The sequence below is a fragment of the Butyrivibrio sp. LC3010 genome, from assembly GCF_000424385.1.
In the GTDB taxonomy this organism is placed as follows: domain Bacteria; phylum Bacillota; class Clostridia; order Lachnospirales; family Lachnospiraceae; genus Butyrivibrio.
The window spans coordinates 20,590-41,475 of record NZ_AUJU01000028.1; the positions used below are offsets into that span (position 1 = coordinate 20,590).

Below are 20,886 nucleotides of genomic sequence, written 5' to 3' on the forward strand. Positions count from 1 at the left end.
CTTTACATTTATTCACACATACGGAACGCTTGGTTCTATACACTCTATATTAAAGAAGCTTGCAGAAAGCACCATTTAAGGAGGAAAGCATCATGAGTATTGAAACCAGTAATAAGATATTAAAAGTAACGGGTATTATCACTTTGATCTTTGGAATTCTCGGTGTGATTGCGGGAATCGTACTTATCATAGGAGCACGTGCTCTTGGCGCTGTTGCTGATGTAGCACCTGGCGAAGAGGAAGCAGCAGCTGCAGTTGGTATGGGGGCGACATCTCTTATTGTTGGTATAATTTTATTGATATCCAGTATAGTTGAGATTCTTGAGGGATGGTTCTCAGTTAGGGCTTCAAAGGACAACGCCAAAATCATGCCGGCATGGATATTTGCAATTTTGGGAGTTATAGGCAGTATTGTAACTCTCATATCAAGCATTGGAGATGATACAAAAGGTGTTGCCGGTGCAATAGTTGGTGTTGCACTTTCTATACTGATCTTTATAGCTGCCAATACGATAAAGAAATTAAATGGGTAATATTGTGTAACAATTAATGATGACAAAAATGGGCGTTTACCAGATGTGGAATTAATACATAGGGGAAACGCCCTGTGTTTTACTAAAGATTCGATATTTAAACCTAGGAACGGGGAAATGTATATCAGATTGACAGAAAAAGCAGTCCTTCGAGGCTGGAATGATATGCCAAGAACCATAGTTGAAAGGCAGAAGGTACCTAAACAGGACACTGATGATGGTATCAGACTACGGTGGCGCATCCACAATAACTAAATACTAAATGATTGACGATTTAAAGTGTCAATGTTGTACAATTGTACTATGATAATTAGATCATAGAGGTGATTCTTTTGAAAGGTTTAGTGGCATCGAATTTTAGGCGAATACATAAAGGGCTGCTATTTGATATTATTATTATGATGGTAAGTCCTTTATTAATATTGTTGTTTGGGCAGCTCCTCAATTATCAGATGATTGATGACGGGTATGCTGCAAGTGAGATTACTATGAGCAGCGTGACGCAGTATTCCAGCGTGACTACAAAGTTTCTCTATGTAATTGAAATCTTCAGGTACTGTGGGTCAGCGCTTTGCTATTTACTTGTTATAAGCGGACTCGATGAGGTATTAAAACTTTCTGCCTCGTATAATAATTCCAGAAGAGGCTTTCTTACGCTGATCCTGGTAAATGCAATTGCACTTACAATTAAAATAGTATCTTTGATAACCGGTGAAGGGGACTTCTATGCATGGTCTGAATCGCTGTATGCAGTTATAGATTTTCTGATAAAGATAGTCCTTGGAGCCTCTTTATTTATGTTGCTTCGTGGAAACATGGATGTGCTTCGCAGCATAGGAGAGGAAGTGGCAGTGTATCGAAATCAGACCCTCTCTATGAGAGTTGCTATTTCTTTTCCTATACTCGGAATCGTAATTCTAGCTGACCATTTTGCTCCGGAAATGCCGTTGGGGGTCACAGTAGTCGTTTTTGTTTTTATGGTTTTTGTCTGGATATATACGTTTATAGCATATTTACGGGGATGTTTATGTGCCAGGGAAGTAGCAAGGATAGTTTCTGTTATCTCTGAAGAGGTCATATCATGAATGCAATAATAGCTTGCAATTTGATACTGGACAGCTGCGGTATATTGATCCTGCTGCTTCTTCTGATACCGGCATATGTTAAGAAAAATATCGGCGAAAAGAATAATCTTAGAGGGCGATTTCTTATATATGCCATGGCGGTCCATTACTATGTCTTATTTATCAATCTGATAGGGAACCTATGTATATTTTTTGCCGATGCGAAGCAGGTTGAGATTGTATGTGACGCAATGTCGCGAATTTTTATATATTTTTCTGTTGCGATAATAGCAGTAAGTATATTTTGCGATGAGAATAGTAATCTAACAATTCCTCATGGATGTGATATTCCGGTAAGGCAGATAGCATGCATGGTAATTCCAATGATATTTGCTTTCTGCATATCTCTTTTTCTCCCTAAACTGCATTTATACTCTGTTGCATGGTCTGTTTCACTTAATCTGATCTACTATATGAACCTTATAGATACGCAGGAGCGGCTTGAAGAGAAAGAGAGAAAGCTTGAGTTATCCAGGGCGGCTCAGATGGCAATTCAGATGCAGCCTCATTTTGTTTTTAATACGTTGTCTTCCATTAAAACATTATGTCGTACAGATCCGGAGGCTGCAGAAGAAAGCATTGATAATCTGGCAGGGTATCTTAGGGGCAATATTGATGCGCTTTCCTGTGAGGGCTTGATACCCTTTGACGAAGAGATGCGACATATTCATCAGTACGTAGCATTGGAGCATGCCGATCCGTCACAGAGTTTTTCTTTTGATTATGAGCTTAATGTCAGGGATTTTTCCGTACCACCATTATGTGTTCAAACCTTGGTAGAAAATGCGGTAAAGCATGGAGCACTTGTGCATCGCGATGGTACTGGAAAAGTGTTTATGTCTACGGATATGTTGGGTGATTATATTCAGATTGTTATTACTGATAATGGACCTGAACATGTGGACCTGACTGATGCTCAGAAGCAGAAAAAAGGAATTGGTATCAGTAATACAAAGAAACGCCTTCAGGCACTATGTGATGGGAGCTTGTCAATCAGTTCAGATAGTCAGGGAACAAAGGTGGTAATAATGATTCCACAAAAGGGGAGGAAGTAAATGTACACGCTCACTGTAGATGACCGCGAACTGACGGTCAAACTATTGCTTTCGATATTGCGAAAACTTGATCCGAAAGGAACACATATAGGTGCCACAAGTCCTGAAGAGGCACTTAGACAGATAAAAGACCGACAAGTTGATGTAGCATTTCTTGATGTTGAAATGCCGGGGGAGGTTAATGGCCTTGACCTGGGACGAAGGCTTAGGCAGATTTACCCAAAGCTTAACATTGTCATTATCACAGGACATAAGGAATATGCCATAGAAGCTTTTGAACTGGACGCAAGCGGGTACTTGCTTAAACCTATAACCGAAGGCGCAGTGGAGCATCAACTGTCAGTGCTGAGATTTGAACAGGAGAATAAGGAAGAGGGAAAGCCAGGGGGAAAGGTTAGAATCAGATGTTTTGGTACTTTTGAGGTTTTCCATAACGGAGTTCCGGTAGACTTTTCTTATTCCAAGAGTAAGGAACTTCTTGCCTGTCTGGTGGATCGACATGGAGCTATGTGTTCTAATGATACAATGATTGGTTGCCTCTGGCCGGATGAACCGGCTAATCAACAGACCAAGGCAAGAATAAGAAAATATGTTAAGGATCTGAGGGATACGTTTGCCTCAGTTGGTATAGAGGACATTATACGACATAAAGACCGTGTGGGTGTAGGAATTGATATTTCTAAGGTGGACTGTGATTATTACAGGTTTCTGGAGGGTGATCCGGGAGTAACCCATGCTTTTAATGGTAAATACATGATTCAATATTCTTTTGCTGAAGAAACAAGAGCTGAGCTTAATCGGCATAAGCAGGATTTTAATGAAGAGTCATCGATAGAATAGAAAAATGTGAAATCTGAAAGATTAGCGTATGAGCAGAAAGGATCAGGGCTATGGAAGAGAAAAAGATTATGACAATGCCAATGAAATTCTTTTGGAGCGTAGTTATTGTCTGTATTCTTGGTATAATTATTGGTTCGGTATGGGATTTTAACATCAATGTGGCACTTGCCAATAAAACTGATATTGGAGCTTTTTTTGCAACATACGGTTCCTACTTTTCTTACTGTCTGTATCCGGCTGCCGGAGCATGTTTTTTTGTGGGACTAAAGAAAAAAGGTGAGAAATATAACATGCTGGCATGGGTGCTTGTTATTTTGTGCTGGTTTATGGCTGTATATTATTCAAACAGTTACAACGGAAAAACTGTAAGAGCTCTTTTTAACTATACAGCAGGTGAAAGTTCACCGTTTCTGTCTATTCTCAGCTGGCTGTTCTGGGCAGTGCTTTATGGATGGGTGCCTTTTGTGGTAGTAAGGCTACTTGACGATGCGGATCCGGATAAGCTTATTGCTGTAGGAGCTGCCATCATTGTAGCCGGTATTGCAGCTGATAATGTAAATCTGTGGCTTAAGCAGGTTGGTTCAAGACCCAGATACAAATATCTGATAACTCTTGATGATCCTATGAGTGAATTCAGGAACTGGTGGCAGATGGTACCTAACCTGGCGGGAAGTGATGACAGCTACAAGAGCTGGCCCAGTGGAAACATGACCATAGCCAGTATGATGTTTGCCCTTCCGATGCTGACTGATGTATTTAAAAACAGAAGCGAAAGAAAGAACATAGTAGCTTTTGTGATCGCCTGCATATTTGTAATTGTCTATGGCTATAACCGTATTCATATGACTAATCATTTTTTGACTGATGTATGTTTTGGAACACTCATCACATATCTGATTTATAGCGTGATAAGTACGGCATTCATGAAGGTGGCGAAATCGTGATTATGTAGATGTGAAAAGGATACAGGAGCCTTTATTTTCAAAGTTACATTACATTTTTTATTACTATTCTTTAATGTAACGTAGATTTTTACCTTGCCTGATTTTTTAGCTGTAATTACACCCTTTTTATTTACTTTAGCATAATAAGAATTATCCACTTTAAATTTAAGCTTATTAACGTTTACTTTTTGCCTCCATCCTTAACAACAAGCTTCTGTTTCTCCCCCTCGCGCTAACAACAATTTTGATAATATTTTTAGAAATTAGAAACTAGTATCTATTAGTCACATTATTGTTTTTATGCGTTCAAGCGCTTCTGCAAGGACGCTTCTGGGACAGGCGACATTAAGTCTTATAAAGCCCTCTCCTCCCTTACCAAAGTCAGTTCCTTCTGAGACACGTATATGTGCCTCTTTGAGTAGCTTATTAGCAAAGTCCTCATAAGCGGAACAATCTATCCATGCAAGATAAGTTCCCTCAGGCTTCATCATGACAAGCTTTGTGCCTTCCAGTTCTTTTCGAAGAAGCTCCATATTGCCTTCTATATATGAAAGAAGCTCTGTAAGCCATTTCTCACCATAGTTATAGGCTGCTTTTGTGGCAGCAATTCCCATCTTGTTAAGCCCGAAGGCGCCAGTTACATAGGCCTCTCTTTTAATTTTTCTGAGTATTTCTTTGTTTGAAGATATTATATTAGCAGCCTGAATCCCTGCTATATTGAAGGTTTTTGTGGGAGCAGTAAGTACCACGCAGTTATCGCCGGCAATTTTTGCCATAGGAATATGACTGTTTTCATATAAAATGAGGTCAGAGTGGATTTCGTCACTTACAATGAAAACATTATGACTTTTGCAGATTTCTGATACCTTTTGAAGCTCTTCTTTAGTCCAGACACGTCCTCCCGGATTGTGAGGTGAACACCATACGAGGATTCTGACCTTATCCTCAATGATCCTTTTTTCCATATCCTCAAAATCCACTTCGTAATGACCGTCGTTATTTTTAAGGGACTCTATTGTGAGCTTTCTGCCGTTACCCTCAACGCAACGCCTAAAAGGTCCGTACACCGGCTCGAAAATCATAACATGGTCATCAGGATCAGTAAGCACTCGGACAGCGTAAGAAATTGCAAGCACAACTCCCGGGAGTTTGAGTATCTGATCACTTGTTATACTCCAATCAAAGCGCTTACCAAACCAATTTACTACGGCTTCATCGTATGCGTCATCTGCCTCCGAATAGCCATATAATCCGGTGGAGGCGACACGAACCAATTCGTCTGATACCTCAGGTGGACATTTAAAATCCATATCCGCAACCCACATGGGAATCAGATCATCTATTCCGTCTATTTTCGTATATTTAATGTCATCAGGGGTATTTCTGTCTGTTAGACAGTCAAAGTCATACATATTCTTTGTTCCTCCACTTAACCTTATAATACAAAAAAGCAAGCGCAAAACATAGCACAGCGATTATCGCAAACCATGTGATAATAGTAACTGCAGGCTGCTCATGTACCTTCAAAAAGAAATATGGTCCGTCCATTATCCGTGCAGCATTCAGCACAAGAGCAATCACTCCATAAAGAAGACTTGCTGCCGCCGGCCAGATTATTGTGAAAAATGGTAGCTTCTCTGACTTTTCTAAAAAAAGAAGAGAGATTACTGACAATAGAGGTCCGATAAAATGGTTGATTGGTGCAACGTCATTAAAAAAGTAATATGCGACTCCTCCCTCGGGAGCTAAAACAAAAGCCGCTATCAAAAATGTGACCGTGAGCGCCACTGCACTTATGAAATGAGCTACGGTAAGAAGCTTTGGAAATGTTCTTCCCTTCACAACATAGTAAATAACAAGCCCTGAAACAACCATCTGCATTACATTGCTGTCAACTGTATACCATGTAAAAAGTCCAAACCGGAAGGCATAAATATCGTGGATAAATGCTAAAATTTCAAGTACCACCAGTACAAGGTTTACATAAAAAACTGCTCTGTCTTCGCTTTTTATCATACTCATACCATATCCCCTTTTTAATCCTTACCCAAATCTGTAGATATTAACTATTACAAGGCCTGCGATCAATCCTGTTATTAGTCCGGAAAAATGCCCAATAGAATCTATCTTTTTTGAGGTTGTCATAATCACTAGCAAAACTATTGTTGGAATCATGGCTTTTAATGACGCAATCCCCCTCATGGAAACAACGATCACCATATATATGCCAAGAAGTCCGCATATTACACCTGAAGCGCCAATACTAAAGGTAAATGGCGAATTCTTTTTGTGAATTCTTGCCGAAACTGTTCCACCCAAAATCATGATGAGAAAATAACAGATTGCATATAGCCCGGACTTTAGCGCATACTCCAAAGCCTGCCCTATGTTGTATAGGGAGTACATATTGCAAACAAGATGCAGAAAATCCTTCTGCGAAAACGCACTGGATATGATTCTGTAATATTGTCTCTCTTGTAGTGTATTTATATAAGAAGATCCAACGCTTTGAATACTAAGTACTTTAATATTTAAAAGTATGAAAACTATGACATTTATTCCGATTATCCCATAGGTGACCGGATATTCTATTAATTCCATTCTTCTCCATTCTTGGAACGTCAGCCTCAGTGACGTAAATGATGTTGCTCCTTCCATATCACTCTGGCGCGCAAGCATATTTTCGATTGTGATATTTAAGAATCCTCCCCCTTAATTATAGAAAAAAAGATGATGCACTGCCACAAAAAAACAATGCATGACGGCTTTTCTTAATGTTCAGCACCTGAGAATACCATATAGGTCTGAAATACCATAGTTCCAAACATAGTAAGGAAAACCATACCATGAGTAAAATAGCAAAAAAAAGAACCATTATGTGAAGAAATTGCAGGAAAAGGATGCGGCCTTAAGAAGGTCCTTGATATTGTCGGAGGCAAATGGAAGATTATGATTCTCTGTGTCATCGACAATAAAGAGGTTGTTAGATACGGCGAGCTTAGCCGCGCTGTCAGCGGAATTACCAACACCATGCTTGCAACTTCACTTAAAGAGCTTGAGGCAGATGGCCTCGTTGAAAGAACACAGTATGACGAGATGCCTGTACGTGTTGAGTACAATCTCACTGATAAAGCAAAAAGCCTCATCCCAATTCTTTTGCAATTAAAGAAGTGGGGTGAGGACAATCTGTGATTTCATTATTTCTTTGTGATTACAGCTATTGCGCAGGGCATTCTTCCATCGACGATATGATATTCTACGTCTGAATATCCCATATCCTCAAAGAATGCCTTGTAGGAATTGAAGTCAAATTGCTGTTTGAATTCAGCTCCCAGAATTTCTACAAACTTCACTGCAATTCCTGCAGAATTCTTCGACTTATTTATATAGGTTGGAATGATTATTTTTCCACCAGGCTTTACTACACGTTCAAGCTCAGCAAGAGCTTTACCCGGATCCGGCAAAAGATGAATTACATTCCCAGCTACAACCTTGTCGAACCTTCCATCTTTGCACTTAATGTTTGTAATGTCAGCCTTCTTGAAGCTGATGTTCCGATAAAGGCTGCACTTTCTGGCTGCCTGCTTGAGCATTCCCTCTGAAAAATCTGTTGCCACAAGGCTCTTACATTTTTCTGCTATATACTGGCTTATTGCCCCAGTACCGCAGGCACATTCAAGCACTTCATCATTTTCATCAATAAACTCTGCTACTCTTTTTCCTGTACCAGAGTAAACCTTGTAATTATATACATTCTCAAATAGATCATAGAGTGGTGATATTTTGTCCCAAAACATGATGTAGTTCCTCTCCCTCCGACAATTTTTATGGTTATGTAATGATAGCCAATGTATATTCTATCACCATCTACTTGATTGGAGAATATATCGGACCCTGAGCCATTTTCATGCTCAAGGATCCATAGCATCATGTTCTTCAGGTTCTATAATATGCTCTGTTACATCATTATTATCAGTATCATCTGAGCCTTCCACATAAGGCAGGTTGATAAATCCATCAGTATCATCTTCTACAGGGTGGTTTTCAAGTTCATCTTCCTCTCCTAAATCATAACCACCGGTAATTACAGGAACATAGATGCCATCACTGCCCCAAGGTTGAACCATGACGTAGCTTTCATAGAAAGCACCATCAGGGAAAAGCAGATTAATGACAACTCCTTGTTCTGTCTCCTCTTGAATCTCAATCTTAACTTTTGTTTCATCATCTGAAAGGTTGAGAAGATATCTTGCAGAAGCACTGGGATCAAACAACTTACTGTAGTATCCGTTTGTATCCTGCTTTGCGATTCCGTTAAGGATTTCACCAAGGCCGTTCTTAGTGTAATTAACAGCATTGAAATCCTCAGGATGCTCGCAATAAGCTTTGTTAAAATCCTTTACTGATTCGATATTTTCGCAGAAGTTCATCTCCTCGGAGTCCACCATTACTACACCTTCTCTGTCCTTGGCAAATTCCAAAGTCTCCTGCCATACATATACGTGAGGCTCTGAATCTGCAGCATAGTAGTGCACCTCTGCCTTATTATAATCATCTGTATCGATTATTGTTTTATTGGGAATTCCCTCACTTCCAAACATACTGGGCCATGGGCTTGAATATCCAAAGGATATGGATCCATCCGCATCAAAAAACAAAAGCTCCTCGTCCATCAGATTCTGCATTGCCTTCTCATTTGAATAAGAAACAATTGCATCCGCATTCCTGTCTTCGAAGTCATTAATCCAGTTAGAAAGCAGTTCATCATACGCCGCTCTTTCAGAGTAATCATCACTCTTTTCATTTCCACCAGAAGCACTTGTAAAGAAGCATCCATAGAGAGCAACGCTTACCGCGATCAACATTGTGATAAGCCAGAAGGAAGGCTTTCTATAATTGAATATCTGTTTAATTCTTGTTTTTACTCCCACCTCTCCAAAAGCAAGTGAATATGTGAGGGCATATCTTCTATGTGTACTGCAATTTAAGAGTGATGTAGCATAGGACTTCTTCTCTTCAAGTGACATATTCTTTATCACGCGCTCGTCGCAGGCAAGTTCAATGTCCTTACAAAACAGTGTAAAGGAAATCCACACAAGAGGATTAAACCAGTGAATTCCAAGAAGAATAAAGCCTATAAGCTTTCTAATGTGGTCATACCTTGCAATATGCGCTCTCTCATGTAAAAGCACATTACCGACAGTCTCCTCATCAAGACCTGAAGGCAGATAAATTGCAGGCTTTATAAATCCAAGAATAAAGGGAGTATCTATAGCATCACACACGAAAACATCATCATGTGCTTTCCCTGCTGCTTTTGCACCATCCCCACACTCATTGTTCTTACCAAGTTTAATAGAAACATTTATATCTTTTTTAATTGAAATAAAGCTCACAACTGCATATAAAGCCACTGCAAAAACGCCGATAATCCATACCATCCAAAGCCATGCAAGAATTTCACTTCTTACAGACAAAACCTCCAGCGCTCCACTATTTGCGCTGGTGGCTATGATCTGTTCATTTGGCAGATAGTCATACTCTGCATCAGAAGGCACTATCATATTATCGCCACCTATAGACGCAGCTCCCACTTCAGAAGCCGGAGTGTAGTCATGATAAGTAACCTCAGGCACTTCTTCATCTTTGTTATCTCCAAGCAAAAGAGATTCTACTGCCCCATTCACATCCGGGAAAATCCCAAACTGTGATTCAACCTGAAAAGGCATGATGAGCTTTAATGCTACAATAGCCCAAAGCACACCCATAAACCACTTAGGTGCCTTCTTTAAAGGAAACCTCAAAAGAATAACTGCTATCATGAGAAATGAGGCTGTTATGCTCATCTCAAGAATTTTAATAAAAACTGTCCCCATACATTTCCCTCCAATTTTCAAGTAATCCAGGTACTGTGAAAGCACCTATTTCTGTAATTCATTTATTTTCCTGCACCATATCCCAACAAAAGCAAGCATTTAATCCTTCGCCTTATCAATGATTTCCCTAATCTCATCAAGCTCCTTTTTTGAGAGCTTCTGACGAGAAGTGAAAGCTGCAAGAAAAGCAGGTAAGGATCCCCCAAATGTTTCCTCTACAAACTCCTCGCTCTTTCTCGTATAAAATTCTTCCTGTGAGATTTTGGATGAGACAACTCCATCCTCATTTTGAAATAACCCCTTCTCGCAGAGTTTCTTAAGAACTGTGTAGGTGGTAGATTTCTTCCACCCGAATTCATCGGTGCAAAGCTTTACAAGCTCTCCCGAACCAACAGGCTCCTTCTCCCATATAAGCCTGGCAAACTGCATCTGAACTTCCCCTAATTCAACTGCCATATTTACCTCCTTGGTCTATTCTGTGTAGACTTCATATTCTGAGTTTACTCTAAATAGACCAAGTTGTCAACCTTTATTCTCTATGACATCATCCTGAGCTGCAGCCTGTTTATCATTGATCCATTTACGCTGCTCTTCCGTGAGCTTGGTCATATCCTCCTCATCAAGGGTATTACCCAGATATGACCAGATCTTATTTATAAGTGCATCCCATAGATAGAACTTTTCATATGAAAGAGAATTAAGAGTCTGCTGATCAAGGCTTGAATCACCGTTTATCTTCTTCTCAAGCTCTGTCTGTTTTATCATTGCTTTATCATAAAGATTCTTTATATCAACAGAATTATTTATGTCAGCCATCGTAATGATAGCTCCACTTACACTTTCCTTGTCATCCACGGTACAATTATCCATTACCACATTATAAATTCCTTTCTTGACTTCATTCTTCCTTTTGTCCCTCCAATATTGAATAAAACCCAAATCCTACTATATACATTATCATTATCCTGCTTTTTTTGTGTTCGAATAACGATAACAAATTATTAAATAAAAAAAAATCTAATATTTGTTTTTTATTATCCTGATTCATAAAATCGTCGTATAATATTTGGAATAGCTAAAAGACGGAGATTTACAAGAATGCAAACTATAAATCATAACGAAAATACCTCATACTTATCTGAGGATAGAAAATCATCTAAAAAACACAAAAAAGGATTTCCCTTTAAAACACTTATTTTTATTGTGTTAATAATCGCTATATATGTCCTGTTTATTGAAGATGATAACAGTATTGTCCCTGCATCAATTCGTTCAGAGATCACCGGAAAATACTTTGTCTATGATACCCCTGATGTTCCCTCCAAAAGAGAAGATATTTACGTGTTATATTCATCTCTGAACGATGCCGATAAATGCGTATATAATATGTTCCTTGATCTCGTAGAGAATAAAAATATTGAAAAATATGAAAGCGCAGTCTCTATATCTGAAACAAAAAACACAGAGCTTGGCGACGATTATTTATGGAATGTCTTTTATGCCATGTGCTATGACCACCCGGAATACTTCTACCTTCTCATTGATCCTTCTATGGTTGAATGCTATACCGTAGAGAAAAATGATTACATAACCTATATATTCAATATGAAAGATACCGCTACAGACGAAGATCCTATGGTAAAAAAACTTGAACAGGCAACTGACGATTTTCTTAAAGATATAGATATCACCGCATCTGATGAAGAAATTGAACTGGCGATTCACGATAAGCTCCTGGATACTGTCACATATGACTCCGAAATACTTGAATCAATGGATAAGGATGACTATCAGTGGGATCTGGGAAATACCGCATATGGCGCACTTGTGGCTGACTCTGCCGGAAGAACAAACCACGCAGTTTGCAGTGGTTATGCCTTTGCCTTTGAATATCTGCTACAAAAGTCCGGTATTCCCTGTGCTTACATTACAGGAAGCGCCAACACAATTCCTTCCTCTGAGAAAGATCAGCCTGATCATGCATGGAATGCTGTAAAAATAAATAATAGGTGGTACGAAACCGATGTTACCTGGGATGACAATGAATTTGAGGAGGACGAAGAATTCGCTGCCATGCTGAAGAAAGACACTGAAAAATACTTCAACCTATGCCATCAATATTACAATAAGACAACAAAAGAAATGGAATTTATTCCTGCGACAGATGATACACTTTTCGAAATTGAGGGCTATGAACCTTACAATGCTTCATTTGACACGAAGCATATTCGCTCTACCGAAGGAACAGATGACTTTACCAATTCTCTTATCCCTATAGCAGAATAAAACAAGCTCCATCCGGCAATTTTTATGCCAGGTGGAGCTTTTCTTAATCAGGAAATAATCTATTTGCGCTTTGAACCCGGATCCTTCATTTTATCGGGACCGACATTATATTTTGCGAATACTTTGCTGTAAAATCCGCTAAATTCCTTTAAATGAGCATTATTAGCGTAATTTTTAGCTTCCATATCCTTCATGATCATGTTCATCCCATACTGAAGGCTATACATTGTAGAAGCCATATTTTGTAATATTTTGAATACATCCACATGATTATTGACGATAAATTCATCGACATCTGCACTTGTAATTCTCATAAGCAGCAAATCCGAGTAAGCAACAACAGTATAGACCGCAGGTTTTCCCCCTGTAAAAAGACCCATTTCTCCAAAATAATCATCTTTTGACTTTATACCCAGAAGTGATTCATCCTTCGTCCCATATTTTGAATACAGTTCGACATGACCGGATACTATTTTATACATATCCATATTGTTTTCACCTTCTCTGATAATTACCGTGCCTTCCGAGACTTTTATAAGCATAGAAACCTCCTCTGCTAAAGTCATAGATTCCTGTTTTTCCTCAGAAAAACGGGAATCGTATTGGACCAGGTCCTCGCGAAGCGAGGGGCGTGTCCTGCCGAAGGCAGGATTTTTGCGGGCGATTTCCGCTTTTGCCCACAAAAAGTCATATTATTTTGTAATTCTTCTAACTGAGTCGCGTTTGATAATTGCAGCTTCATATTCAATATGCTGCCCTTGTTCACCATTGATCATACTATGTAAAAGCGAAATGGTTGTCTCTGCCATTTCTTTTACCGGCTGATATATCGTATCAATTGCCGGAGAATAATATTCCGTAGCTTCTATCCCATCAAAACCTATTATGGATATATTATCAGGTATTTTCTTTCCAAGCATTTCAACTGCTTTGGCTGCTCCTACTGCATAAATATCAGAAAATGCAAATAGTGCAGTCATGTCAGGATTTGCCTGCATAAGCTGTTTCATTGCAAGAAATGCACCTCGGTATCCTACACCCGAATTTACGCTTATCCTTCCGACAAGATTCTCATCATAAGGAATCCCGCTTTCTTCCAATGCCTTCCTATAGCCTTGAAATCTAAAATAATCCGGAGTGTCTTTAACTGGATTATAGAAAACACCAATCCTTGTATGTCCCATTTCGATAAGGTATTTCGTCCCTTTATAGGCTTCCTTCTCATCATTTATTTTCACGCTGGAATAAATTGTATCGTTTACTTCCGGCAAATCCGCTGTTAATACAACACAAGGCGCACCTAATTGAGCAAACTTATTGTCTTTATATCTGGTCTTCTCCTCTACCCCGAAAAGTATAGCACCGCAAAGATTGTTTCTTACGGACTCGCTTATCATTACCTCAAGTTCATTTTCACCAACCGGAACATAACGGACAAAAAGCTTATATCCTCTGGATTCCATTGCACTATACAGTTCATCGATCATTTTTGAAAAAAAGGGATTGGCAATACTTTTTACAAATACCCCAATGTTATCAGATTTAGTAAGTTTAAGATTTCTTGCACTTTCGTTTGGAACATAGCCATATTCCTCAATTACATCAAGGACCTTCTTCCGAGTCTTATCACTTACGTACCCCGTGTTATTAATAACACGGGATACTGTGCCTATACCCACACCTGATAACTTTGCAATTTCTTTAATGCCAACAGTCACAATAATTATTTCCTTTGTTTTCTTTCTATTTACCAGCTGTTTAAAGCTAAGTTACATAGGATTCATTTCTTATTTTGAAGCAATATATGTTGAAAGTTGTGTCTTTACATCTTCAATTATATCATCTATTCCTGCAGATTTAAGCTGACTTCTATATTGTTCAAGTGCAGAATCAACATCATCAGTCTTTCCAAGCATCAGCTGATTCCCTAATTCAGCATTGACATTCGCAACTGCAGATAGCTCAGCACTTACATTCCCTGAATCATACCCAAAACCATCATAAGGATTTTTAATATGATTCTGCATCCATTTTCCTTTGAGTTCATATCTTGCCGGATGCTCTGAATGCTGCTTAAGAGTGAAATCGGAATTACCAAAAGCCCATGCTGCCAGGCCAAATCCATCTGTTTCATCGTTATAAACTTCAGGTCTCTCCAGGTAACCCTCTTTGTTTTCAAACTGCACACCCTCTATACCATACTGGAAAAGATCATAATAAGACTCATCTGTCATTAGCTTTTCAATGAGCATCATGCATCTCTCCGGATACTTAGAGTTCGCATTGATTACGGTAAGATCCTGTGACGGATTGGTTACCATTACCTTATTATTATCTTCTGCCGGATGCCAGGCGTCAATATCCTGGTTCTCAAGGTCACCGTGCACACTGCCATAGCTGCCGGTCCAGTCAGGCATGTGAGCTATGTACGCCGTTGTCTGTCCATTCTTATACTGATCTTTTCCGCCTGTAGTGGATGAAAGAATATCTGAAGGCCAGTATCCTCTCTTTTCCCATTCATCCATCAGCTTCACATATTTTTCGAATTCTTCTGTAAATGCAGGATGAATAATATTCTCATAATCATCATAATCAGCTACAAGATACATCTGATTGATCGGTATTCCGGGAGCATCAACCCATTTTCCTGTCTCAGCAACAAGCATACGATAAAGTAATACGCTAAGTTCTGCATTTGAATTAAGCGGATACATGCCATGAGCAACTGAAGCATCACAATATGCTTCCATGCTTGCAAGATTTGTAACGTAATCTATTCCCCATTCATCACAATAAGCTTTATTGTAAACAAAACCATACGTATTGAACCCTTGAGAAAGGCTTGAAATGCCATATACGGAACCATTTATTGTGATTCCATCCATATTTCCTGCGCTTTCCTCTTTTTCCTTTAATACAGGTGCATATTTGTCCAATAAATCTGTCAAATCATATAGTGAACCTTGCGTAGCCAGAGTATTAAAAGTAACCGGTGCCTCCTGTGACGCATATGCCATATCAAAATATTCGCCTGATGCCCATAGCAAGGGATATTTTGTGGCTATATCTCCCCAGTCAATATACTTGATCTCCAGAGAAGTATTCATATCCTCAGTCAGTTTCTCATTTAGTTTTTCCATGACCTGCGGACCTGCCACAGACTCAGACCCGTACAGATACATTGTAAGTGTTACATGCTCAGAAAGATCCACATCACCATATTCTTCATCTGAATTGTCCTTAGTAACTGCTGCAGACGCTTTTGCAGCCTGATCCAACGCATCAGAATTCTGCCCACACCCTGATAAAAAGGTGGTTGCCATTACTGACCCTGCCAATAAACTGCTAATAAATCTTCTCCCTTTCATAAATAACCTCCTTAAAATACATGTTATATTTTTATATTCCAAAACCCTTATCCCTTTACTGAGCCTATTGTGATTCCACTTACAAAGTATCTCTGTAAAAAGGGATATAGAAGGATTATTGGTCCTGTAGTAAGTACGGCAGCTGCCATTTTTACCGATTGTGTCGGTGCAACAACGTCAATTGCATGTCCTGAATTTGAAAGCTTATCTACTGAAGCTGCCTGATTCAGCATTCTCTGAAGAAAATACTGCAGAGGATATTTAGAAGAGGTCTCGATATAAAGACTTGCATTATACCATTCATTCCAATATCCAAGAGCCAGAAACAGGCCTATAGTTGCCAGACTTGGGCCCGCCAGTGGCATAAATATTTTCCTGTATATAGTGAAATTACCCGCACCATCTATCATTGCTGATTCATACAGTTCATCCGGTATGGATTTCATGAAATTTCTCATTAGGAAAATTGACCATGCACTTACCATACATGGAAGAATTATTGCGAGCAGATTATCTTTAAGTCCTAGATATCGTACATATAAAATATATGTCGGTATCAGTCCTCCGCTAAACAACGTAGTAAAATATATAAAAAATGAAAGCTTCTCCCTTATTGCAAAATCTTTTCTATTGAGTACATATCCTGCCATTGACATAATCAAAAGCCCTGAAAGTGTACCTACAAGCGTAATAAAAATGGTCGTACCATATGCGTTTATAAGATCAGAGGATTTGGTAAATAGATACTCATAGGCTGCAAAAGTCCATCTGTCAGGAACCAGTTTGTACCCTTCAGAAAGTATCTCTTTCTCAGTCATAAGTGACGAAGTAACAACTAAAATAAAAGGAAATATACACATCACCGTAAACATACCTGTAATCACATAGCACACAACCGATAGAGCGGTATTACTCCTGCCCATCTTTATTGAAGAATTTCTTTTTCCGTTCATACTAAAACCTTCCCATGAATTAATTGCCAATTATTTTCTCAAAACAAAGCGCTCTCAGGCTGAACCTTTTTTACAATCGCATTAACTATAAGTACCAGCACAAGTCCAAATACTGACTGATAAAGCCCGACGGCAGCACTTGAAGAGAAATTAAACGATCCCAAAAGTCCTCTGTACACATAAGTATCAATAATATCTGTCTGCGGAAATAAAAGAGAATTATTCCCGATAAGGTTGTAAAACAGATCAAATGAACCTCTTAAAAGTCCTCCAAGTCCAAATAAAACAAGCAGTATAAATGTCTGTTTCAGCAGAGGCAGTGTGATATGTATTATCCTCTGTATCTTATTGGCTCCATCTACATAAGCAGCCTCATATATCTCTGTACTTATCCCGGTTATTGTCGCAAGATATACGATCATTCCATATCCGGTTGTTTTCCATATATAGAAAAAAGTAATGATATATTTCCAAATCCATGGCGTTGAATAGAACGCTATTTCTTCCATTCCGGCTTTAGAAAGCATGTTGTTTATGAATCCGTAATCAGTATTAAAAAAGCTGTAAGCAAAAACACCGACTATGATGTATGAAATGAAATTAGGAAGAAGTATTACCGATTGAGAGAATTTTTTATAAAGCTTATTCCCAATCTCTGAGATCATAATTGCCAAAACTACCTGTATTGCATGCCCCAAAACTAAAAAGACCAAATTATACAGAAGCGTATTTTTTGTAAGCCTGAACAAATCTCCATTTCTCACAAGAAATGAAAAATTCTTCAATCCAACAAAAGGACTCCCGAATATTCCTTTATTTGGATTGTAGTTTACAAAAGCTACATAGGCCCCCGGCATCGTCAGATAACAGAAGATGAAAAAATACAGAAGTGCAGGTGCGATCATCAAAAAAAGAACCCAGTTTTTCCTGATCTCCTTTGCAGCTTTTTTGAATTTACTATTCATTGATTATCCTCCTTTAATAAATGGAAACGTTTCCCTTTATTGTCATAAAAAATTCCGCTAACTCCTCCGGCTTGCTCCGAATGAATTATTGGATGTGTCAAATTATAACACTGCATCTGTCTTTGTCAACATCAGATATATTGCTAATTTTTCATTATGATTTCTGTTGATTTTTCACAAACCAAACCTAATTGACAACAATCTTATACTGCATTATCATTGTCCAAAAAGAGGAAACGTTTCCTCTTTTACCTGTATTGAGTCTATACTCTTACTCAAATAATCAGTACATTCAGGAAAGGAATACTTTATGAATACCAAGAAAGAAAATTCAACTTCATTATCTCCAAAATACTATTGCAATCCCATTAACGTGGATTACCGCTATCAGTTCAATAAGACTTCTGATGGTTTGGGAGTTACCTTAAACAGAGAAGCCGCTGATCCTTCACTTATTATGTTTAATGGCAGATATTATCTGTTTGCATCCATGCAATTAAGTGTATGGTCTTCAGATGACCTTGTTACCTGGGAAAGTCATCGTCTTCCCGACAATCTTCCCCTTTATGACTATGCCCCGGATGTGCGCGTTATTGGCGAATACGTTTATTATTGTGCATCACGTTTTGGCGATAACTGTGATTATTACCGCACAAAGAATATAGAAGAAGGCCCCTATGAGAAAATAGATGGAACTTTTGCTTTCTGGGATCCAAACCTTTTCGTCGATGATGACGGGCGAATTTATTTTTACTGGGGATGCACCAATACAGATCCCATATGGGGTGCAGAGCTTGATCCGGATACTCTTCTACCTCTTCATGAAAAAAAGGCTTTGATATTTGGAGATGCCTTAGTTAAAGGATATGAACGCATCGGTGATGATCACAGTATTATGCCAAGAACTGATGAAGAAATCGAAAAGCTATACCTTAAATACATTAAAGAAAATGATATACCTGACACTGACGTAACCAGAAAAAGGCTTCTCTCTGTCACAAATATGTTTAGTAATCGTCCATATATAGAGGGTGCCTGGATGACAAAGCATAATGGAAAATACTATCTACAGTATGCATGTCCCGGCGCTGAATTCAATGTTTATGCAGACGGAGTTTATGTGTCAGACAGTCCCCTTGGTCCATTTGAGCCGTCAGACAATAATCCTTTTTCCTATAATCCGGGTGGATTTATGACAGGAGCAGGCCACGGTTCTACTCTGGAAGATTCGTATGGTAATTTCTGGCATACATCCACCATGAGAATAAGCATAAACCACACATTTGAACGAAGGGTTGGACTATGGCCTGCCGGATTTGATAAGGACGGAGAATTATTCTGTAATCAAAGGTATGCAGACTGGCCAAGAGAGGTATCTTCAGAAAATCCTGATCCCTGGGCTCCCCCATGCTGGTATCTGCTAAGCTATAACAAAAATGTAACTGCATCTTCCACTAAAGGAAATAATCCCCCTTCAAATGCAGTTGATGAAAACTCTCGCACATGGTGGCAGGCATCATCCTCTAAACAGGGCGAATGGATCTGTATAGACCTTCAGGGTTCCCATACTGTACATGCGGTTCAGATTAATTTCTCAGATGACAAACTATCAGCCCCTGTTCCGGGAGATTTTGATAAAAGTGGAAGATATATAGAAGAACGCAGCTTGAGAACCAGATGGATTCTGGAAGGATCAACTGACGGTACTTCATGGGTAATTTTGAAAGACAAGTCAGACGCAGAAACTGATCTCCCCCATGATTTTATAGTTTTTAATGAAGGGCTGAATATTAGATTTATAAAGCTCACCATAGTTGAAGTTCCCTACGACCAGAATCCATGTATTTCAGGCTTAAGAGTCTTTGGAATAGGTAATGGACAAGCTCCTGCGGCCTCATCCTTTAACGTAAAGAGAATAAGTGACCTTGACATGATTGTTACAATTAATGAAGATGATGCAACAGGGCATACAATACTCTGGGGAACATCACCGGATAAGCTGTATCATAGCTGTATCACCTATGGCAATGAACAGAAAATAGGTGCGCTTATTAAGAATAAATCTTATTATGTAAGAGTCGATTCTTTTAATGAAAATGGTATTACAGAAGGTTCTGCCATTAAGCTTATCTGAATAATGACAACAATACTTTAATTTGATGGAGAGACAATATGAAAACTACTTACATTCTGGCAATTGGCAACAGTTTTTCCCGTGATGCAACAGCGTATCTTTATGATGTTTGCAAGAGCATGGACATCCCCGTTCATGTAGTAAATCTATATATAGGAGGATGTCCCCTTGAACGTCATTGGGAGAATATAGAGAAAAATGAACATGCATATCAGTATCAGGAAAACGGCGTAGTTACAGACAGATATGTAAGCATACAGGATATTCTTCATAGTAAACCATGGGATTATATTATAACTCAGCAATCCAGCCACGACAGTGGCTGGCTCGATACATACGAGCCTTTCGCAGGACTTATGTTTGACTATATAAAGAAAGAGGTCCCTGGCGCTCAGATATGTATGCAGCAGACCTGGGCTTATGAAATTGACAGCGATCACGGTTGTTTTATCCGTTACAATCGCGATCAGCTTGAGATGTACAGACGTTCCAGAGCAAATTATCATACGATAGCAGATAAATATAATATTCCGCTTATCCCCTGCGGAGATGTCATTCAGAATATCAGAAAGCATCCTGAATTCGATGTAGCCAGGGGTGGAAAATCCATATGCCGCGACGGATTCCATATGCATTACCTGTATGGACGCTATGCCCTTGCATGCACCTGGGCGAAAAAATTATTAAATGCTCAAATTGAGAACTGTACTTATCTTCCAAAGTGCTGTGACACCGATGAAGAACTGGATACCGCTCTTCTTTCCATAGTTAAGCAGGAAGTAGTATCGATTTAAAAAAATGCTCCTTA

22 protein-coding genes and 1 pseudogene are annotated in these 20,886 nt (G+C 39.0%); 10 read left to right on the plus strand and 13 right to left on the minus strand.

The annotated features are described in order from the left end of the window. The first annotated feature begins 92 nt into the window (after nt 1-92). From G622_RS0116405 to G622_RS0116425, 6 genes are all read left to right on the plus strand, one after another. Complete coding sequence (locus tag G622_RS0116405; protein WP_026511602.1) at nt 93-533, plus strand: hypothetical protein; 441 nt, start codon at nt 93-95, stop codon at nt 531-533. Nucleotides 534-650: 117 nt separating this feature from the next. Further along, nucleotides 651-788: a hypothetical protein gene (locus tag G622_RS25915; RefSeq protein WP_155831529.1), complete on the plus strand. Its 138-nt coding sequence runs from the start codon at nt 651-653 to the stop codon at nt 786-788. Between the two features lie 77 nt (nt 789-865). Continuing rightward, entirely contained in the window at nt 866-1,618 is a 753-nt protein-coding gene (locus G622_RS0116410) for a hypothetical protein (protein WP_155831530.1), read from the plus strand. Beyond that, entirely contained in the window at nt 1,615-2,712 is a 1,098-nt protein-coding gene (locus G622_RS0116415; protein WP_026511604.1) for a sensor histidine kinase, read from the plus strand. Before G622_RS0116410 ends, G622_RS0116415 begins: the two co-directional genes overlap by 4 nt. Further along, nucleotides 2,713-3,552 carry a response regulator gene (locus G622_RS0116420; protein ID WP_026511605.1) on the plus strand — a complete coding sequence of 280 codons (840 nt, stop codon included), beginning with the start codon at nt 2,713-2,715 and terminating at the stop codon, nt 3,550-3,552. It begins immediately after the preceding gene. 50 nt (nt 3,553-3,602) lie between these two features. Continuing rightward, nucleotides 3,603-4,496 carry a phosphatase PAP2 family protein gene (locus G622_RS0116425; protein WP_044957916.1) on the plus strand — a complete coding sequence of 298 codons (894 nt, stop codon included), beginning with the start codon at nt 3,603-3,605 and terminating at the stop codon, nt 4,494-4,496. Here the strand turns inward: G622_RS0116425 and G622_RS27175 are convergent. The 4 genes and pseudogenes from G622_RS27175 to G622_RS0116440 form a co-directional block, all read right to left on the minus strand. Further along, nucleotides 4,451-4,666: pseudogene (locus G622_RS27175) on the minus strand (Ig-like domain-containing protein); the annotation flags it as partial. The gene G622_RS0116425 and the pseudogene G622_RS27175 sit on opposite strands and share 46 nt — an antisense overlap. 114 nt (nt 4,667-4,780) lie before the next feature. Beyond that, a complete protein-coding gene (locus G622_RS0116430) occupies nt 4,781-5,908 on the minus strand; it encodes a MalY/PatB family protein (RefSeq protein WP_026511607.1) in 1,128 nt (375 codons plus the stop codon). Further along, nucleotides 5,901-6,518, minus strand: a complete 618-nt coding sequence (locus G622_RS0116435) for a hypothetical protein (protein WP_026511608.1) — start codon at nt 6,516-6,518, stop codon at nt 5,901-5,903. Before G622_RS0116435 ends, G622_RS0116430 begins: the two co-directional genes overlap by 8 nt. A gap of 21 nt (nt 6,519-6,539) precedes the next feature. Continuing rightward, nucleotides 6,540-7,097: a rhomboid family intramembrane serine protease gene (locus G622_RS0116440; protein WP_196814232.1), complete on the minus strand. Its 558-nt coding sequence runs from the start codon at nt 7,095-7,097 to the stop codon at nt 6,540-6,542. A gap of 324 nt (nt 7,098-7,421) precedes the next feature. On the opposite strand from G622_RS0116440, the gene G622_RS0116445 reads away from it, so the two are divergent. Further along, on the plus strand, nt 7,422-7,688 hold the full coding sequence (locus G622_RS0116445) for a winged helix-turn-helix transcriptional regulator (RefSeq protein WP_330363627.1): 267 nt from the start codon (nt 7,422-7,424) through the stop codon (nt 7,686-7,688). Between the two features lie 5 nt (nt 7,689-7,693). Here G622_RS0116445 and G622_RS0116450 read toward each other — a convergent pair whose 3' ends face one another. The 4 genes from G622_RS0116450 to G622_RS0116465 form a co-directional block, all read right to left on the minus strand. Next, entirely contained in the window at nt 7,694-8,293 is a 600-nt protein-coding gene (locus G622_RS0116450) for a class I SAM-dependent methyltransferase (protein ID WP_026511611.1), read from the minus strand. A gap of 114 nt (nt 8,294-8,407) precedes the next feature. After that, on the minus strand, nt 8,408-10,372 hold the full coding sequence (locus G622_RS24855) for a M56 family metallopeptidase (RefSeq protein WP_049945916.1): 1,965 nt from the start codon (nt 10,370-10,372) through the stop codon (nt 8,408-8,410). Between the two features lie 99 nt (nt 10,373-10,471). Beyond that, nucleotides 10,472-10,828 (minus strand): BlaI/MecI/CopY family transcriptional regulator, encoded by a 357-nt coding sequence (locus G622_RS0116460; protein WP_026511612.1) that lies wholly within the window; start codon nt 10,826-10,828, stop codon nt 10,472-10,474. Between the two features lie 66 nt (nt 10,829-10,894). After that, nucleotides 10,895-11,242, minus strand: a complete 348-nt coding sequence (locus G622_RS0116465) for a lysozyme inhibitor LprI family protein (RefSeq protein WP_026511613.1) — start codon at nt 11,240-11,242, stop codon at nt 10,895-10,897. A gap of 228 nt (nt 11,243-11,470) precedes the next feature. On the opposite strand from G622_RS0116465, the gene G622_RS0116470 reads away from it, so the two are divergent. Continuing rightward, entirely contained in the window at nt 11,471-12,658 is a 1,188-nt protein-coding gene (locus G622_RS0116470; RefSeq protein ID WP_026511614.1) for a transglutaminase domain-containing protein, read from the plus strand. A 59-nt stretch (nt 12,659-12,717) separates the two neighbouring features. On the opposite strand, the gene G622_RS0116475 is transcribed toward G622_RS0116470, so the two are convergent. The 5 genes from G622_RS0116475 to G622_RS0116495 form a co-directional block, all read right to left on the minus strand. Beyond that, nucleotides 12,718-13,200, minus strand: coding sequence for a cyclic nucleotide-binding domain-containing protein (locus tag G622_RS0116475; protein WP_026511615.1), 483 nt, complete (start codon nt 13,198-13,200; stop codon nt 12,718-12,720). A 150-nt stretch (nt 13,201-13,350) separates the two neighbouring features. Continuing rightward, nucleotides 13,351-14,376 carry a LacI family DNA-binding transcriptional regulator gene (locus G622_RS0116480; protein WP_044957917.1) on the minus strand — a complete coding sequence of 342 codons (1,026 nt, stop codon included), beginning with the start codon at nt 14,374-14,376 and terminating at the stop codon, nt 13,351-13,353. 69 nt (nt 14,377-14,445) lie between these two features. Continuing rightward, complete coding sequence (locus G622_RS0116485) at nt 14,446-16,026, minus strand: ABC transporter substrate-binding protein (protein ID WP_026511617.1); 1,581 nt, start codon at nt 16,024-16,026, stop codon at nt 14,446-14,448. A gap of 47 nt (nt 16,027-16,073) precedes the next feature. Then, a complete protein-coding gene (locus G622_RS0116490) occupies nt 16,074-16,979 on the minus strand; it encodes a carbohydrate ABC transporter permease (RefSeq protein WP_026511618.1) in 906 nt (301 codons plus the stop codon). 38 nt (nt 16,980-17,017) lie between these two features. After that, on the minus strand, nt 17,018-17,944 hold the full coding sequence (locus tag G622_RS0116495; RefSeq protein ID WP_026511619.1) for an ABC transporter permease: 927 nt from the start codon (nt 17,942-17,944) through the stop codon (nt 17,018-17,020). Nucleotides 17,945-18,254: 310 nt separating this feature from the next. On the opposite strand from G622_RS0116495, the gene G622_RS0116500 reads away from it, so the two are divergent. Both G622_RS0116500 and G622_RS0116505 read left to right on the plus strand, forming a co-directional pair. After that, entirely contained in the window at nt 18,255-20,078 is a 1,824-nt protein-coding gene (locus G622_RS0116500; RefSeq protein ID WP_044957918.1) for a family 43 glycosylhydrolase, read from the plus strand. 38 nt (nt 20,079-20,116) lie between these two features. Continuing rightward, entirely contained in the window at nt 20,117-20,872 is a 756-nt protein-coding gene (locus G622_RS0116505) for a DUF4886 domain-containing protein (protein WP_026511621.1), read from the plus strand. Nucleotides 20,873-20,886: the final 14 nt, after the last annotated feature.

What these genes read in the sequence shown, in the direction of transcription:
- G622_RS0116505 (WP_026511621.1), top strand. Translation starts at nt 20,117, where the DNA reads ATGAAAACTACTTACATTCTGGCAATTGGCAACAGTTTTTCCCGTGAT.
- G622_RS0116440 (WP_196814232.1), bottom strand. Translation starts at nt 7,097, where the DNA reads ATGGAATTAATAGAATATCCGGTCACCTATGGGATAATCGGAATAAAT.
- G622_RS0116475 (WP_026511615.1), bottom strand. Translation starts at nt 13,200, where the DNA reads ATGCTTATAAAAGTCTCGGAAGGCACGGTAATTATCAGAGAAGGTGAA.
- G622_RS0116490 (WP_026511618.1), bottom strand. Translation starts at nt 16,979, where the DNA reads ATGAACGGAAAAAGAAATTCTTCAATAAAGATGGGCAGGAGTAATACC.
- G622_RS0116500 (WP_044957918.1), top strand. Translation starts at nt 18,255, where the DNA reads ATGAATACCAAGAAAGAAAATTCAACTTCATTATCTCCAAAATACTAT.
- G622_RS0116470 (WP_026511614.1), top strand. Translation starts at nt 11,471, where the DNA reads ATGCAAACTATAAATCATAACGAAAATACCTCATACTTATCTGAGGAT.
- G622_RS0116485 (WP_026511617.1), bottom strand. Translation starts at nt 16,026, where the DNA reads ATGAAAGGGAGAAGATTTATTAGCAGTTTATTGGCAGGGTCAGTAATG.
- G622_RS25915 (WP_155831529.1), top strand. Translation starts at nt 651, where the DNA reads ATGTATATCAGATTGACAGAAAAAGCAGTCCTTCGAGGCTGGAATGAT.
- G622_RS0116435 (WP_026511608.1), bottom strand. Translation starts at nt 6,518, where the DNA reads ATGAGTATGATAAAAAGCGAAGACAGAGCAGTTTTTTATGTAAACCTT.
- G622_RS0116425 (WP_044957916.1), top strand. Translation starts at nt 3,603, where the DNA reads ATGGAAGAGAAAAAGATTATGACAATGCCAATGAAATTCTTTTGGAGC.
- G622_RS0116450 (WP_026511611.1), bottom strand. Translation starts at nt 8,293, where the DNA reads ATGTTTTGGGACAAAATATCACCACTCTATGATCTATTTGAGAATGTA.
- G622_RS0116495 (WP_026511619.1), bottom strand. Translation starts at nt 17,944, where the DNA reads ATGAATAGTAAATTCAAAAAAGCTGCAAAGGAGATCAGGAAAAACTGG.
- G622_RS0116430 (WP_026511607.1), bottom strand. Translation starts at nt 5,908, where the DNA reads ATGTATGACTTTGACTGTCTAACAGACAGAAATACCCCTGATGACATT.
- G622_RS24855 (WP_049945916.1), bottom strand. Translation starts at nt 10,372, where the DNA reads ATGGGGACAGTTTTTATTAAAATTCTTGAGATGAGCATAACAGCCTCA.
- G622_RS0116460 (WP_026511612.1), bottom strand. Translation starts at nt 10,828, where the DNA reads ATGGCAGTTGAATTAGGGGAAGTTCAGATGCAGTTTGCCAGGCTTATA.
- G622_RS0116415 (WP_026511604.1), top strand. Translation starts at nt 1,615, where the DNA reads ATGAATGCAATAATAGCTTGCAATTTGATACTGGACAGCTGCGGTATA.
- G622_RS0116405 (WP_026511602.1), top strand. Translation starts at nt 93, where the DNA reads ATGAGTATTGAAACCAGTAATAAGATATTAAAAGTAACGGGTATTATC.
- G622_RS0116420 (WP_026511605.1), top strand. Translation starts at nt 2,713, where the DNA reads ATGTACACGCTCACTGTAGATGACCGCGAACTGACGGTCAAACTATTG.
- G622_RS0116465 (WP_026511613.1), bottom strand. Translation starts at nt 11,242, where the DNA reads ATGGATAATTGTACCGTGGATGACAAGGAAAGTGTAAGTGGAGCTATC.